Source organism: Prochlorococcus marinus str. MIT 9515 (genome assembly GCF_000015665.1).
Classification (GTDB): Bacteria; Cyanobacteriota; Cyanobacteriia; order PCC-6307; family Cyanobiaceae; genus Prochlorococcus_A; species Prochlorococcus_A marinus_P.
This window is the reverse complement of the sequence record NC_008817.1, coordinates 1529250-1543925: the sequence shown is the minus strand read 5'-3', so window position 1 is coordinate 1543925 and position 14676 is coordinate 1529250. Positions and strand designations below refer to the sequence as shown.

Sequence of the window (14676 nt, the reverse complement as noted above, 5' to 3'; positions counted from 1 at the left end):
AATATTATTAACTATATCTTAGATTAAATTTACTAACTTTTTTAAAGTGACAAATACAAGTAGAAATAGAGGTGTTGGAATTGTCACTGCAAATGACAGTCAAGAAAGATCTAAGGGCCAATTACATATTTATGATGGGGAAGGTAAGGGTAAAAGTCAGGCTGCTTTAGGAGTGGTATTAAGAACAATAGGTTTAGGTATATGCGAAAAGAGACAGTCCAGAGTACTGTTACTTAGATTCTTAAAAGGCCCTGAGAGGTCATATGATGAAGATTCCGCAATAGAAGCCTTACAAAGAGGTTTCCCACACCTGATTGATCATGTAAGGACTGGGAGATCTGAATTTTTTGATGCTGACCAAGTTACAAAATCCGATAAAATGGAGGCCGAAAGAGGTTGGAATATTGCAAAAGGAGCAATTGCCAGTTCCCTTTATTCTGTTGTTGTTCTTGATGAATTAAATCCAGTTTTAGATTTAGGGATGCTTAATATTGAGGAGGTAGTTAATTCTCTTCAAAACAGACCTGATGGTTTGGAAGTGATTATCACAGGTAGGGCAGCACCTTCTTCATTGATACGAATATCTCAACTTCATTCAGAAATGAGACCTCGTTTAAAAGGCGATTCAAATACCTTTCATGAAAAATTTAAGAATTCTGGTGGAATTGAAGTTTATACTGGCGAGGGAAAAGGTAAATCTACTAGTGCACTTGGTAAAGCTCTTCAAGCTATTGGTAAAGGAATATCTCAAGATAAGAGTCATAGAGTATTAATCTTGCAATGGCTAAAAGGTGGTAATGGTTATACCGAAGATGCAGCAATTGAAGCTCTCAGAGAGAGTTATCCACATTTAGTTGATCATCTACGTTCTGGTAGAGATGCAATTGTATGGAGGGGGCAGCAACAACCAATTGACTACGTAGAAGCAGAGCGAGCTTGGGAAATTGCTAAAGCGGCAATTCTGAGTGGTTTATATAAGACAATAATTTTAGATGAACTCAATCCAACTGTTGATTTAGAACTTTTACCAGTTGAATCAATTTATCAAACTCTCCTTAAAAAACCCGCCGATACAGAAGTAGTAATTACTGGAAGATGTAAAAATGAACCTTCATATTTCGAATTAGCTGATGTATATTCTGAAATGGTTTGTCACAAGCATTATGCGAATCTTGGAGTTGATTTAAAAAGAGGGGTAGATTATTAAAGTTTATTCAGTATGTTAATGAAAAATTAGTTGTTTAATATTTGCAATTCCTCCTTCAATTGATTTTGATGAGATTTTAAATTTCATCAAAATCTTTGAAGCTTTTTCAGATCGTTTTCCTGCTTGACATAATGTAAATACTTCTTTATCCAAACTTTCTTGTTTGATAAATTCTAGGTGTGGTTTTTGGTCTAGATTATTAAGTGGTATAGATATCGCTCCTTTAATAGAGTATTTATTAAATTCCTCTTTTTCTCTAACATCTATTATTAGTAGATTATTATAATTTGATCTGTATAGTGTTTCAAATGTCGTGGAATCTATTTTATTAATTTTTATATTATCTTGACATTCAATGTCTTTATAAAAATCTTCAAACTCAGAAAGGTCATTAATCGTATTTGTAAATTTATCAGCTTTTAAAGTCAATGTTTTTATATTCATATTGAGAAGGTTGAAAATCAAAATCTTCCCATCAAGAATTTGCCCTTTTTTAAGAATAATCTTTATTGCTTCATTTGCTTGTAAAACTCCTATAAGACCAGTTGAAACTCCTATAACGCCAAATTCTTCGCAGCTAGGAATATTATTTTTTAAAGGCGATTCCGGGAGTAAGTCTCTTAAATTGGGACTATTTTTTTTTAGATTAAAAACACTGATTTGGCCTTCAAATCCTTGAACGCTTCCAAAAACTAAAGGTTTATCAAGTATTAAGCAAGCATCGTTTATTAAATAACGAGTACCAAAGTTATCTGAACAATCACAAACAATATCAAATTGATTAATAATATCGAGAATATTATTTGAGTTAATTCGTTCAGCAAAAGTTATTACTTCAATATTAGGATTCAATCTTCTAATTCTTTCTTGAGCAGAATCAATTTTTAAATCCCCAACTGTATTTGTTTCATGAATTATTTGTCTTTGTAGATTCGACTTCTCAACTTGATCATTATCAACTATTCCTATTGTTCCAATTCCTGCAGCGGCAAGATAAATTAATACAGAAGAGCCTAAACCTCCTGCGCCAATACAAACTACTGAACTGCGTTTAAGTTTTAATTGTCCCTTTAATCCTATTTCATTGAGTGTTAAATGTCTCTTGTATCTATCTTCTTCATCTAAAGTTAAGGAATCAGATTTGTGATCAATTGATATTTTCATTCTTGTTTTTATAAATAATCTATGAAAATATAATAATTTAAAAAATTATTTTAGACTTTTTATTTTTTTCTGTTGATGTGGTTTTTTAATGTTTTTTGTTAGAACAAGACGATATTGTGAAGTTTTTGTAAATCAAATTTGAGGTCAAATATCTTAAAACTGTATATATATCAACAAGTCTTGCGAAATACAAAATGTTTCGGTTCTGAATTATGCATGACAAAAAGGTAGTCAACAGACAAATTTTCCGATACTGTCTGGTTCATATATTAAGTTGACTGAATTCATGAGTGACAACACTCCTGAGTCAAATCAAGACTCCGGCTCCGATACAAACTCAGAAAATAAAAGCTTTTCAGAGAAGTATTCTGATGTAATGGGAAAAATCAATGAAACACTTGGAACTATTGATTGGACTCAAATGGGAAAATATGGTAAAGCAGCAGGCGTAATTGCAGTTGTAGTTATCGCCCAGATAATAATTAAAATTGTTATTGACACGATTAACTTTTTCCCAATTCTCCCAGGATTACTAGAACTTCTAGGTGTAGTCGTAGCTGGTCAGTGGAGTTGGCAAAATCTTCGTACTAGTGAAAATCGTGAAGCAGTTTTAGAAAGGGTTCAAAATCTTAAAAAAACTTATTTAGGATAAATTTAGTTTAAAAACTCAATATTTTCTTGATATAGTCTTTTACTTGATGACAATATGAACCTCCAAACATATTGGCATGATTTAATACATGATAAAAATTATAAACTATAGTTCTTTTTTCAAATCCTTTTTTAATTGGGATAATTTTATAGTAATTTTCATAAAATTCACTTCTAAAATTCCCAAATAATTTCGTCATAGCAATATCTACCTCACAATCAGCCCACCAACTTGCAGGGTCAAATATTACACCTTTACTAGTTTGATTTACTCCAACATTTCCCGACCATAAATCTCCATGAACAAGAGCATTAAATGGTTCATGGTAATGTAATTCAGATTCAATTTTTGACTTTATTTTATTTTTAATATTAATTTCTAAAAAGTCTTTGTCTAAAATAGCTAATTGAGGCTCAATTCTTAAATCTATAAAACATTTAATCCAATTTTCTCTCCACCCTTTTGTTTGATTTTTGGTTCCTATGTAACCATCTACAGGACAGCCAAAACTTTGTGGATTAAATTTATTTGATTCAATATGCATTTCTGCTAAACCTTGTCCTAATTTCTGTTGATCACTATTGCTCATATCTATCCATTCCATTAAAAGAAGCTCTACATTATTAATTTCTATGTAAGAAACTATTTTAGGAATAATTAAGTTTTCATAATTAATATATTTTTGAAGATTCTTCAGGCAAAACTCTTCAAATTTAAGAAATTTGGCTTTTCTTTCATTTCTTTTAAGAAAGAATTTAGCATTTTGAAATTCTATTTCCCACGATTTGTGAATATCTCCTCCAAAAACTTGTTTTATACTTTTTGGTGATCCTTCTCCTAATTGATTACAAATTTCGCTAACTTCAAAGTGAGATAATTTTTGCATCTTAATGTTTAAGACTGATATTGTTGTAGTTGGTGCTGGTATAGCAGGATTAACTTCTGCTGCTATTTTATCAAAACTAGGGCTTTCAGTGACTCTGATTGAATCACATACTCAATCGGGAGGTTGTGCTGGAACATTCAAGAGAAAAAATTATATTTTTGATGTTGGTGCCACTCAAGTAGCAGGATTAGAAGAAGGGGGGATACACTCTAAAATTTTTAAATTTCTAAATATTCCTCTCCCTGAAGCCTCAATATTAAATCCAGCTTGTATCGTTGATTTAAATGATGGAAGTAAGGCAATACCTATTTGGTATGACAAAAATGAATGGATTAAAGAGAGGGAGATGCAGTTTCCAGGGAGTCGTAAATTTTGGCAATTATGTAATTTAATTCATCAGAGCAATTGGACTTTCGCGAACAATAATCCTGTATTACCTATTAGGAATTTTTGGGATTTTTCACAACTTCTCAAAGCATTAGTTCCAACGAATCTAGTAACAGGAATATTGCTAAAATCTACTATTTTTGACCTTTTACGACTTTGTGGATTATCAAATGACGAGAGATTAATTAAGTTTCTTAATTTGCAATTAAAGCTTTATTCACAAGAAGATGTTCATAACACAGCAGCTCTATATGGTTCTACAGTATTACAAATGTGTCAAAAACCGCATGGTCTGTGGCATTTAAAAAAATCTATGCAGGTTCTAAGTGAGGCTTTAGAACATTCCTTAAAAAACACAGGAGTCGATATTTTTTTCGAGCAACAAGTAAATTCTATAAAATATGATGATTCAAGAAAGATTTGGCAAGTTTGTGCAAAATCTAAGCTTGGGGAAGTGGATTACTACGCAGATAATGTAATTTATACACCACCACCACAATCTCTTTTGAAACATCTAAAAAATTCTCTAGATGAAAATCATAATTATAGAAATACAATAAAACGCCTTCCTAAGCCAAGTGGTGCTTTAGTGTTCTATTCGGCTTTAAAAAAAAAGCATATTAAATTAATCTCATCAAATCATTATCAAGTTGTTTCTGATGAATTGGGATCACTTTTTATTTCTATAAGTGAGGATGGAGATGGGAGAGCTCCAAAGGGCGAAGTGACATTGATAGCTAGTATTTTTACTAAAACAAATGACTGGTTTGATTTAGATAAAACTGCATATAGCAATAAAAAAAAGGACTATCTCAAAAAAATTTCGATTGTACTAGAAAATCAATTTGATATTTCTTCTGAAAATTGGCTCCATAAGGAATTAGCCACTCCAATGGGTTTTGAAAGATGGACTAATAGGCCAAATGGAATAGTAGGTGGTTTAGGTCAAAATCCTGATATTTTTGGATTATTTGGTTTATCAAGTAGAACTCCATTCGAGGGTTTATGGTTATGTGGGGATTCTATTTATCCTGGAGAGGGTACAGCTGGTGTTAGTCAGTCCGCACTAATGGTTGCAAGACAAATTCTAGCTTCTAAAGGAATTAATGATTTTCATTTATGAAAATTTTAATTAATAAAGTTTGATCTTATTTCTTTTGCCTCTGTCAGTTTTTTTGAGAGTAATTCCCAATTTTTGTTTTTTATTAGAGCTTCAATATCATTAATGTTATTTTTAAATTCTTTAATTGCATTCAAGATATTAGTTTGATTATTTATAGCCAAATCTAAACCTAAATTTGGATTACCCCCGCCAACTCTTGATGTATCTGTAAATCCTGTCGCAGCAAGTTTTTGAGTTAGATCTAATAAAGATTTATTTTTCTCTGTATTAGCAGTTTGTATTAATGAAGAGGCAACGAATATAGGTAAATGAGATATTAAAGAAACAGCTTCATCATGTTCTTTTGGTGATGCTTTACAGATTTCACACCCCATAGAAGTTATCAAATTACTTATTACCTTTAGAGAATTTGAATTACTTTTATGTGTAGGAGTAATTATCCATTTTGTATTTTCTAGTAAACTTTCAAAACCTGAGTCAACTCCTTTTTCTTCAGTGCCTGCCATTGGATGTGATCCAATAAATAGTGGGTGTATTTTTTCCCATGTACTAATTATTGGCTCTTTTATAGAACCAACATCTGTTACTATCGCTTCTTTTGGAATTGCACTTACAAGATCTTCGGAAGGATGGATTAGATCTTTAATGGGTAACGCCAATATTATTAGGGAACATTTTTTAAGAATGCCTAAATCGCAGCTAATAAAATTCGCAAGATTTCTTTTAATTGCCTTTTTTTCATTAGATCTATTATTAGTGACTCCATAAATAGTGTGGTTTAATCTTTGGAGTTTTAATCCAATTGAACCACCAATAAGGCCTAGACCTACAATTCCAATATTCATTGATTTACTAATTTGAGACTTTTTATATTAATACCAATATTTTGTATATTAGGATCATGATTTTTCTTTATTGGACATCACTAAAATTATATAATGCTTGAAATTTTAAGTCATCAATACTTAAAGAGATTTATTAGATTCCATAAAACAGATTGGAACCATATTTATTCTTTTGGACGAATAATTTCAAAGTGTTTAAAAACAAATGACACTTATCTGATTAACTCAGAAATTTTTTCTACAAATAATTGGATTCCCGCATTGTTGATTTCTTTATTCTTATTTGAAGAAAATTCAACTTTTGTTTTATCTCAAGAAAAAATAGAATTTTTAAAAAAAAATCAATTAGGTGATTTAAAAAAATTTGGATTTGATTTTATTTTAGAAAATGATCAAATAATTTTTTCAAATCATCGAGTTTATTTGATCACCCTTGAGAAATTATTGCATGATTTAGATCTTTTTAGTTCTAACAATCATCGCATTATCTTCTCTGGGATTGAAAATATAAAAGAAGATTTAAAAAATAATTTTAGAATTTTATTGTTGAAAAAAAATTGGTTTCATAATTTTGATAAATCATCATCCACATATCAAAAGATTATTGGCACTTATAGTTTTCTCAAAAAGAAGTTTTTCTTAAGGAAATCTTTAAATAATGAATATATTTTTTTAGATAAAGAAGAAATAAATTTTCTTGCACAATTCTTTTATGAACATTCTTCATACTCTGATCAATTTTTAAAAGTTAGTAATGCTTTATCTGAAGGATGGGCATGCTGGGTTACTTTAGATGAAATAAATTTCGAATGGAATTTTTATTTAGAACCTATCAACGAACTTTCTCTGATTAAAAAATTATTTAATAATAATAAATTTGTTTTTTTATCAGCTTTAAGAAAAGATAATTTTTTTCAAAATTACCTTAAAAAGGAAAGTATAGATATTGATTTAGTGATGAATTTCAAGAGTAATTTTAATGAAAAAAAAATCGTAGTATATGCTCCGCCCAGACAAATACTCCCAAATAATCCAATGTTCACTCAAATTATTATTGATAAGTGTAAAAAGCTTATAATATTCAGAAAAGGACTTACTTTAATTTTATCTGATGATCTTAATTTAAAGCATAACCTTGCTACAGAACTAGCTTCTACTCATGGAAAGCAAGTCTTGCTAGAGACTATTCCTTCGCATAATAATGAAATTCTATGTGCTAGTTATGTGTGGTGGATTAATAATTCTTATTTAATAAAAAGTCCTGAACAAATAATTATTCCACTGCTACCTATCCCAAATATGTCAGAACCAATAAATGAAATTACCGTTTTAAATAAAATAAATCTTTCCAAAGATTGGTTTCGAGAATTTTTACTTCCGGAGGCAATACAAAAATTAGAAAGATCAATTTCACCTCTAAGAAAAAACTCTGGTAAATTAATAATTCTTGATGGAAGATTAAATAAAAGGAAATGGGGTAGATCAATTTTGCAAAGTATTCAGCCATCTAAACAAATAAACTATGTGCTTCCTTACGATTAAGTTATTATTCAGGAAATATCTTTTAATATGGGAGAAGCAAAAAGGAGAAAATCGTTAGGTCTTCCTCCTAAAAAATACAAATCTAAATCTAAATCAGATCAATCACCTAGGTTATTTAAATGGCTACCTATTACGGTTAATCAGAAAAATAGTTTAATTAAATTAAGCATAAAAGCTAGTTGGTATGGAATTGGAGGATTAATCCTTCTGTGGGTAGTTGTCAGATTAATTGGACCTGCAGCAGGCTGGTGGACTCCTGCTGATTCATTATGAAGCTTTTTGGAAAACTTTAAATTTAAAGTTCTATGCTAATCGTTTATGAAGATTATTTTTTGTTTAGTGAAAAGGGTGCTTACCAGTATGCCTTACAGAGTTAGTACGTTGAAATGAAAAAATGTGATGTTTGCAACAAGTTAGGCAAAGTCCACTTTAGATGCAAATCTATTAATTATCGATCTTGGATATTTTCTTGCAAAGAGTGTTGGAATATTATTTCTAAGCAAGAGAAATATTGTTATGGCGGAACAAGAAAATCTTAAAATGTATCTAGCAACAGATTTAGAAAGATCATAACTGAAATGAATAAATATGAAAAAAAGTAAAACCCCTTACGAAAATAAACATGGGTTTAATTTCGCTTCGACGAGGAAATAATCTAGATAATTATAAAAACCTTGTAAAAGATGGATTCAAACAAATGATACTAGAAACAAAGTTATTAGAAGAATAAACTGTATGTTGAGAAAGGTACTAAAGAAACGATCTCTGGTTTGTTTAAGTTACCGTGAGCAACGGATGTGACGATTGAAAGAATTGAAATTTTCACTAATACCTATCCTCAGTTTTATTTATGTATGTTCGTAAAAGGAGAAAAGCTAAATGATTTTATTTTCTTTTAAATACCTATGTTTCTCTCGCGAGACAGGCTGTTAACAAAATCAACCATAATCGAGCCAGTCTCTGCAGATATGTACCATAACTGTGTATTTGTGTTCAAAATGACATCTTTTTGGATTAATTTGTTTACATTGATTAATATTTATGTTACATTACTTTACATAATCAATTTTTAATTATGACACCAGAAGCAGAAAGATTTAACGGTTGGGCAGCAATGCTCGGTTTCGTTGCAGCAGTTGGAGCATATGTAACAACAGGTCAAATTATTCCTGGATGGTTCTAATGTCAAACTCTTCATACACCACAACTGAGTCTGGCGGAAGACAAAACATGTTTCCATCAGAAACACGTCCTTATATCGACGAGACGGTTTCTTACGATAGTTACCCTCAAAATGCTGAAAAAGTTAATGGACGTTGGGCAATGATTGGTTTCGTAGCACTATTAGGCGCATACGTATCAACAGGCCAAATCATTCCTGGTATTTTCTAATGAGCCCCTTAGCAGATTTTTTGATTTTCATTGTATCTTTAACTGCTCTACTCGTTGCTTATTTAGCTAAACAATTTCAAGAAGAAAATTTAATCTATTCAAACAAAAATCAAATGACTAATACAGAAACAAAAACAAAAACAAAAACAAAAACAATCGAGAAGGAAAAGGTTGTTGCAGAAACTCTTAACGGGAGATTCGCAATGATCGGTCTTATAGCTGCAGTTGGTGCATATCTAACTACAGGTCAAATTATTCCCGGTTTCGTTTAAATACAAATTCTAACTAAACAAACAGAAACAAAAATGGAAAAAACAACAACTAACTATTGGCAAAATGCCGAGAGAACTAATGGAAGAATGGCGATGATGGGATTCTTAGCATTAGTAGTAAACTACGGCCTTTTTGGCTGGATCATCCCTGGAATTTTTTAAATGCGGTTTCTTTCAGTACCTTTTTACGATTTCCCATCTTCTCCGTTGTTAATAATTGGGGCATTAGGAATTATTGTAGCTCTTGCGGTTTTTTTCCTTGCTTATCAAAGATACTTTAATTCTCCTCTTAACAAAGAAATTCAAATTAAGAAAAAAGCTCTTTTGAAAGAGCAAAAAGAACTTAACCAAAAATTAGAGAAAATAGAGCAGGATTTAAAAAATTTATAATTAGTTCAAAGGATTTGGAATTTTTACTATCTTTCTTGATATTTTTCTCTTTCCAGTAATAATAATTTCTAAAGGGCAAAAGCAACTAATTAACATCAAAATAAATTTAGGATTTACTTCTCTCAAAGTAATTGCTCGAGAAGCAATAATTTTATATTAATTAGACACTATCACTAATAATCCCAAAGACTTCTCATGATTGGATATGGTAATTTTTTAAAAAATTTGTAGAAGGAAGATTAGAAATTGAATGGTAGATTTTCAGTATATTTCTAGTAAAAATTAAATTTTCATGAGACCTTGCTTTTAAGTATGAATCCAAATTCTTTTTTCTAGTTTTGCTTTGATAAAAAAAGAGATTAACTTCCGCCTTTAGAAATTAATCTCCTAACTTAGTTATGTGTAGTAAAACTGGCTGTTTAAACCAATCCAATTAAATTCTCTGGTGGACTATCGATCATTTCTAATCCCTCCTTTTTAGTTAATTAGAAATTAGTACAATTGCTTTTATTTGTATATGCGTAGATATGCTGGTTTTTGGAATAAACCTAATTTGTAAATTTTTGTGATTCTCTAATCTCTTAAATACCTATTCTTGCATAAATTTAAAGTAAATCTGACATTTTGAGAATTAAGTTTTTACTGATTTATAAATAACGACAGGAGATACTCCTTACAATAATTAATTTCATGAGGATGAATTATCACTGGATTAATTTTTTAACTCTACATTTATTAATTCTTGCTGCTGCATGAGTATTCTCAACGTTTCTAACTATTTTGTTTTTTCCTGATTTTCTTTCTGAGGAATTTTGGAACATAAACAGCCAAGTGATATCTTTATTGTCAGCTTTTTAGGGTAATCTTGACATGAGTGACTATCAGTTTATATTTAAAGCCTTTGTTGGAAGTGGCTCTAGAGACTTTATTAACTTAAAACTATTTCATTCTGAATCTAAGCTACTGTTTTTATATCATTAGCAATTACCGCATTTTCTGGATTACTGTTTAATGCCTTCATTGAGTTAGAGCTTACTTCAGTCCCTTCTGTCAGTTTGCTTTTTACTATACCTTCTACTTTTTTCTTTATTTCCAAGTTTTGATCCAACCAAATAATTGTGTTATCTCTTCCTTGTCCAATATTTTCTCCTTCATAACTATACCAAGCACCTCTTCTAATTATGATATTAGTCTCTTCAGCTAAATCTAATAAACATCCTGTTGTGCTAATGCCTTTACCGAATAGGATATCAAATTCTGCAATTCTAAACGGAGGAGCGACTTTATTTTTTGCTACTTTTACTTTTGCTCTTATTCCATATTCTTCTGTACCTCTTTTAAGAGTCTGAATTCTCCTAATATCAAGTCTTACTGACGCATAAAACTTTAATGCGTTACCTCCTGTAGTTGTCTCTGGATTCCCATATGTTACACCTATTTTCAAACGTAATTGATTGAGGAATATCACTGTACATCCTGATTTTCCAATATTGCCGGTTATTTTTCTCATCGCTTGACTCATTAGCCTTGCTTGACTCCCTATTACGTGATCTCCCATTTCACCTTCTATTTCTGCTCTTGGAGTTAGAGCTGCTACCGAGTCAACAACTACAAGGTCAACTGCAGTTGATCTTATGAGCTGATCAACTATTTCTAAAGCCATTTCACCTGTATCTGGTTGTGAGACTAGTAAATTCTCAACATCTACTCCTAAAGAGGCAGCATAGACTGGATCTAAAGCATGTTCAGCATCGACAAATGCAGCTATGCCTCCGTTTTTTTGTACCTCTGCGATTGCGTGAAGCGTGAGAGTTGTTTTTCCCGAACTCTCAGGTCCGTATACCTCGACGACTCTTCCCTTTGGATAACCCCCTCCTAGTGCTAAGTCTAATGTAAGGGCACCTGTAGATATTGTTTCTACTTTCATTCTGGAGGCATCCCCAAGCCTCATTATTGATCCCCTACCAAAGTTTCTTTCTATCTGTCCTAAGACTAGATTTAATGCTTTGTCTTTCTCTTTAGACGAGGATTCCTTTGAATCTTTTTTTCTCCTTTCTTCGAAACTCATTTTTTAATCTATTGATAAGTCCTCATAATTATTCTAAATGTAGAATTTTTCAAAATACTAGTGTTAATAATTATGGAGCATAGTACATGCGTACTCTAGCCGAAGTTCTTTAAATTGCAAGTAAATTTTTTAAACTTTTTAATTTTAATAATTTAATTTCATAAGGCAGATTAGTTTTGTCAATATTTTTTAAATAGCCCCAATCAGCTAAGTAACAAGGTATGTTCTTTGTAGCAGTATTTTGCTTTATATCAATCAGTGTATTTCTCCTGTCTTCTAAGAAACCCATAATTTCATATTTATTCGAAAGCTGTGAAGCAATTTCAACTTTTGTTCCAGCTTCGTAACCAAAAATTAACTCAGGAACAATATTTAATTTTTTAATAATCTTTCCTGCAAATATTTTTCCTTTTGTTGTAATGATACCGGTCTTGATGTTTTCCTTCTTTATTTTTTCAATAAAATCTATAACTTCATAAAATGGAATATGTAATTTTATCCAGTTGTCAAAATCTTTATCTATTTGATATTTCCTCGCTGCATCAAGACTTCTTTGTAAATCTTCAGCAACCCATGAATTATCTAAAAGTACTTTCTGACAATTTTGATGATATTTATTTAGGAAATCGGTTTTATTGGTATTGTTTAGTGGATTTTCTTTTTTGATAATTTGGTGGACAATGATTAACATCTCCCATCCATACTTAACCCAAGGCCTCATTTCTATGAAAGTCCTTGAAACTTTTTTATAAAGACTTTTATCAATATATATATCAGGAGAATTGAGAAATTTGTCAAAAGCTAATAATGAGCTATGCCAGTATTCATTCATTCCATCAACAATAACTCCATCAAAATCAAACAGAAATAATTTTTGAGAGCTCACGCAATTTTTTTTTAAACTGGGCCGCTAGGATTCGAACCTAGGAATGTCGAGACCAAAACCCGATGCCTTACCACTTGGCGACGGCCCAATGAAACTTTATTTTAATACATTAATAGATTTTTTTCTATCAAAAAAATATAAAAATTTATTCTCGAGTGTCTGTAATTATTTTTTTATTTACCTAAATAGGAGGTATTAGGTTGTTTTCCAGGGATTAAGCAATTTTTGCGCTTTTTTGATTGCTAAAGCCATTTGGTCTGGATATTCATATAATTTTTTATTATTTTTATTGGCATACTCAATAAGTGGTTGCATTATTTTTCGGGCAGAACTCCCAAATGCAATTCCATCAGGAAAATTATTTATTTTTAAAAATTCATGGGTTTTTTCATTTGTTCCTCCTGCTAGTTGAATTAAACCAGGTGGAAGACGAGATCCTATATTATTCCATAATTTAACTGTATCTTTCCCGGTCGCTGGAGCAAGATCACCAGACATTGGCCTTCCATCTAGTTGCCAGATAAGCGGAACATTATGGTCAGAAAGAATTTCATATCTATCCCAGAGTGCTTTTAAAAGATCTTTTGGGCCTTTTTTGGATTGATTTAATCCACAACTTACAGATATTTTTTCTAATTTTATCCCTGAACTTTTAAGAATATTTGCCACTTTTATAAACGAATCTAGTCGATTGATTTCTGTATGAATTTCTACGGCATCAGGCTTAATTTTTTCTAAGGTGTATGGTAAATCGTTATTAGACAAATTATATTCATATTCAGAAATTAAATTCAGGGGGCAACTACTTATACATCTACCGCATCCATAGCATTTATTCTCTTTGATACCAGAATAATCTATTGCAAAGGTAGGGCAAATTCTCTCACATGGCCTAGGACAATCAGAGGGGCACTTTAATGGATCAAATTTAGCTTTACGAAAATGTATATCTTTTCCATCACTAATGCTTATCATCAAACCGGGTGATGCCCCGCAAACTTCTTTTGCCCATTCGATACCATTTCTTGCGGCTTGAACTATGGATTGGTCGGCAGCAACATCAATATAATCAACTCCAGCAGCGGAATAAATAGCACATAAATCTTCTATAGCAACAATATCTTCATTACTCGCTCCACAAATTAATTTCACCCATTTATCTGATCCCTTTTTATTTTTTTTCAAAAAACTCAATTTCAGAATTCATTCAGAACATAATCATTTAAAGATTTCCATTCAAGTTTTCTCGAACCACCCATTTCAACAACAATCTTAAGTTTATTATCTGCAGTAGGTAGTTTAATTAAGTTTTCTAGCTCAGATTGTGATAGGACTTGTCCTTCTAACAGCCATAATAATTTGTCCTTATCATTTTCATTAAATAATTCAGATGCTTGAGGAATCACTTGCTGAACTTCTCCAAGAGCACCATTCCTTCCGATACTTTGATGGCCGAGATGAGGTGGTCTTATACCATGTAAATTCAATAAAAACACTTCGGGATCTCCTAATCCTCTGGCTGATGTTATGTAGGTTTTAAACCCTTTAGCTCGCATTCTTCTTAAAAGACGAGTTTCATATCCGCCCTCAAGCGGAGCAAACATTGCTAAACATTTATTTTTCTTTAAATCATTATGAAACTTTTTTCCTGAAAGAAGTAATGGCATAAAGATTCCTTTTTTCTATATATTATTTCATTTTATGGTACTTGATGATGTACAATTTATATTCGGTGAATTTTTTTAAGCTCGCAAGCTAGCCGAGCCTCTGAATGGTTTACATCTTTAGCGTTTCGTTAGAGAAATCTGGGATTGGTTTAATCCGAAGAGAAACTTTCTAATTTTAGAAAAGTCTCACCCCTT

General features: G+C 31.2%; 16 protein-coding genes, 1 tRNA gene and 1 pseudogene. 10 read left to right on the top strand and 8 right to left on the bottom strand.

Annotated features, from left to right (window positions below):
- Positions 1–46: 46 nt before the first annotated feature.
- Positions 47–1207, top strand: a complete 1161-nt coding sequence (locus P9515_RS08410) for a cob(I)yrinic acid a,c-diamide adenosyltransferase (RefSeq protein ID WP_011821050.1) — start codon at positions 47–49, stop codon at positions 1205–1207.
- A 15-nt stretch (positions 1208–1222) separates the two neighbouring features.
- Here the strand turns inward: P9515_RS08410 and moeB are convergent, their stop codons facing one another.
- Positions 1223–2371, bottom strand: a complete 1149-nt coding sequence (gene moeB, locus P9515_RS08405; RefSeq protein WP_011821049.1) for a HesA/MoeB/ThiF family protein — start codon at positions 2369–2371, stop codon at positions 1223–1225.
- Between the two features lie 286 nt (positions 2372–2657).
- On the opposite strand from moeB, the gene P9515_RS08400 reads away from it, so the two are divergent.
- Complete coding sequence (locus tag P9515_RS08400; RefSeq protein WP_011821048.1) at positions 2658–3023, top strand: CAAD domain-containing protein; 366 nt, start codon at positions 2658–2660, stop codon at positions 3021–3023.
- A 7-nt stretch (positions 3024–3030) separates the two neighbouring features.
- Here the strand turns inward: P9515_RS08400 and P9515_RS08395 are convergent, their stop codons facing one another.
- The gene (locus tag P9515_RS08395; protein ID WP_011821047.1) at positions 3031–3909 is read right to left on the bottom strand and encodes a fructosamine kinase family protein; all 879 of its coding nucleotides are present in this window, start codon (positions 3907–3909) and stop codon (positions 3031–3033) included.
- A 4-nt stretch (positions 3910–3913) separates the two neighbouring features.
- On the opposite strand from P9515_RS08395, the gene crtD reads away from it, so the two are divergent.
- Positions 3914–5419 carry a C-3',4' desaturase CrtD gene (gene crtD / locus P9515_RS08390; RefSeq protein ID WP_011821046.1) on the top strand — a complete coding sequence of 502 codons (1506 nt, stop codon included), beginning with the start codon at positions 3914–3916 and terminating at the stop codon, positions 5417–5419.
- A 5-nt stretch (positions 5420–5424) separates the two neighbouring features.
- Here crtD and P9515_RS08385 read toward each other — a convergent pair whose 3' ends face one another.
- Positions 5425–6264, bottom strand: a complete 840-nt coding sequence (locus P9515_RS08385; RefSeq protein WP_011821045.1) for a prephenate/arogenate dehydrogenase — start codon at positions 6262–6264, stop codon at positions 5425–5427.
- A gap of 93 nt (positions 6265–6357) precedes the next feature.
- Here P9515_RS08385 and P9515_RS08380 point away from each other — a divergent pair, with 93 nt between their 5' ends.
- The 7 genes and pseudogenes from P9515_RS08380 (at position 6358) to P9515_RS08350 (ending at position 9860) form a co-directional block, all read left to right on the top strand.
- Entirely contained in the window at positions 6358–7806 is a 1449-nt protein-coding gene (locus P9515_RS08380; protein ID WP_011821044.1) for an ATP-dependent DNA helicase, read from the top strand.
- Positions 7807–7833: 27 nt separating this feature from the next.
- Positions 7834–8079: a DUF2839 domain-containing protein gene (locus P9515_RS08375; RefSeq protein ID WP_011821043.1), complete on the top strand. Its 246-nt coding sequence runs from the start codon at positions 7834–7836 to the stop codon at positions 8077–8079.
- An 802-nt stretch (positions 8080–8881) separates the two neighbouring features.
- Positions 8882–8989, top strand: a complete 108-nt coding sequence (locus P9515_RS08370) for a high light inducible protein (protein WP_011132751.1) — start codon at positions 8882–8884, stop codon at positions 8987–8989.
- On the top strand, positions 8989–9198 hold the full coding sequence (locus P9515_RS08365; protein ID WP_041710710.1) for a high light inducible protein: 210 nt from the start codon (positions 8989–8991) through the stop codon (positions 9196–9198). Before P9515_RS08370 ends, P9515_RS08365 begins: the two co-directional genes overlap by 1 nt.
- On the top strand, positions 9198–9470 hold the full coding sequence (locus tag P9515_RS08360; protein WP_011820202.1) for a chlorophyll a/b-binding protein: 273 nt from the start codon (positions 9198–9200) through the stop codon (positions 9468–9470). The genes P9515_RS08365 and P9515_RS08360 overlap by 1 nt, the downstream gene beginning before the upstream one ends.
- A 39-nt stretch (positions 9471–9509) precedes the next feature.
- Positions 9510–9632, top strand: a pseudogene (locus tag P9515_RS08355) (chlorophyll a/b-binding protein); the annotation flags it as partial.
- Complete coding sequence (locus P9515_RS08350) at positions 9633–9860, top strand: M protein (protein WP_011821042.1); 228 nt, start codon at positions 9633–9635, stop codon at positions 9858–9860.
- Between the two features lie 955 nt (positions 9861–10815).
- Here the strand turns inward: P9515_RS08350 and recA are convergent.
- From recA to ndhN, 5 genes are all read right to left on the bottom strand, one after another.
- Entirely contained in the window at positions 10816–11928 is a 1113-nt protein-coding gene (recA, locus tag P9515_RS08345) for a recombinase RecA (protein ID WP_011821041.1), read from the bottom strand.
- 109 nt (positions 11929–12037) lie between these two features.
- Positions 12038–12814: an HAD family hydrolase gene (locus P9515_RS08340; protein ID WP_011821040.1), complete on the bottom strand. Its 777-nt coding sequence runs from the start codon at positions 12812–12814 to the stop codon at positions 12038–12040.
- Between the two features lie 16 nt (positions 12815–12830).
- Positions 12831–12902: transfer RNA gene (locus P9515_RS08335), tRNA-Gln, on the bottom strand.
- A gap of 107 nt (positions 12903–13009) precedes the next feature.
- On the bottom strand, positions 13010–14008 hold the full coding sequence (locus P9515_RS08330) for a Light dependent period protein LdpA domain-containing protein (RefSeq protein ID WP_144038790.1): 999 nt from the start codon (positions 14006–14008) through the stop codon (positions 13010–13012).
- A gap of 2 nt (positions 14009–14010) precedes the next feature.
- A complete protein-coding gene (gene ndhN, locus P9515_RS08325; protein WP_011821038.1) occupies positions 14011–14481 on the bottom strand; it encodes an NAD(P)H-quinone oxidoreductase subunit N in 471 nt (156 codons plus the stop codon).
- Positions 14482–14676: the final 195 nt, after the last annotated feature.

What these genes read in the sequence shown, in the direction of transcription:
- recA (WP_011821041.1), bottom strand. Translation starts at nt 11,928, where the DNA reads ATGAGTTTCGAAGAAAGGAGAAAAAAAGATTCAAAGGAATCCTCGTCT.
- P9515_RS08395 (WP_011821047.1), bottom strand. Translation starts at nt 3,909, where the DNA reads ATGCAAAAATTATCTCACTTTGAAGTTAGCGAAATTTGTAATCAATTA.
- P9515_RS08360 (WP_011820202.1), top strand. Translation starts at nt 9,198, where the DNA reads ATGAGCCCCTTAGCAGATTTTTTGATTTTCATTGTATCTTTAACTGCT.
- ndhN (WP_011821038.1), bottom strand. Translation starts at nt 14,481, where the DNA reads ATGCCATTACTTCTTTCAGGAAAAAAGTTTCATAATGATTTAAAGAAA.
- P9515_RS08375 (WP_011821043.1), top strand. Translation starts at nt 7,834, where the DNA reads ATGGGAGAAGCAAAAAGGAGAAAATCGTTAGGTCTTCCTCCTAAAAAA.
- P9515_RS08370 (WP_011132751.1), top strand. Translation starts at nt 8,882, where the DNA reads ATGACACCAGAAGCAGAAAGATTTAACGGTTGGGCAGCAATGCTCGGT.
- P9515_RS08380 (WP_011821044.1), top strand. Translation starts at nt 6,358, where the DNA reads ATGCTTGAAATTTTAAGTCATCAATACTTAAAGAGATTTATTAGATTC.
- crtD (WP_011821046.1), top strand. Translation starts at nt 3,914, where the DNA reads ATGTTTAAGACTGATATTGTTGTAGTTGGTGCTGGTATAGCAGGATTA.
- P9515_RS08350 (WP_011821042.1), top strand. Translation starts at nt 9,633, where the DNA reads ATGCGGTTTCTTTCAGTACCTTTTTACGATTTCCCATCTTCTCCGTTG.
- P9515_RS08385 (WP_011821045.1), bottom strand. Translation starts at nt 6,264, where the DNA reads ATGAATATTGGAATTGTAGGTCTAGGCCTTATTGGTGGTTCAATTGGA.
- P9515_RS08365 (WP_041710710.1), top strand. Translation starts at nt 8,989, where the DNA reads ATGTCAAACTCTTCATACACCACAACTGAGTCTGGCGGAAGACAAAAC.
- P9515_RS08400 (WP_011821048.1), top strand. Translation starts at nt 2,658, where the DNA reads ATGAGTGACAACACTCCTGAGTCAAATCAAGACTCCGGCTCCGATACA.
- moeB (WP_011821049.1), bottom strand. Translation starts at nt 2,371, where the DNA reads ATGAAAATATCAATTGATCACAAATCTGATTCCTTAACTTTAGATGAA.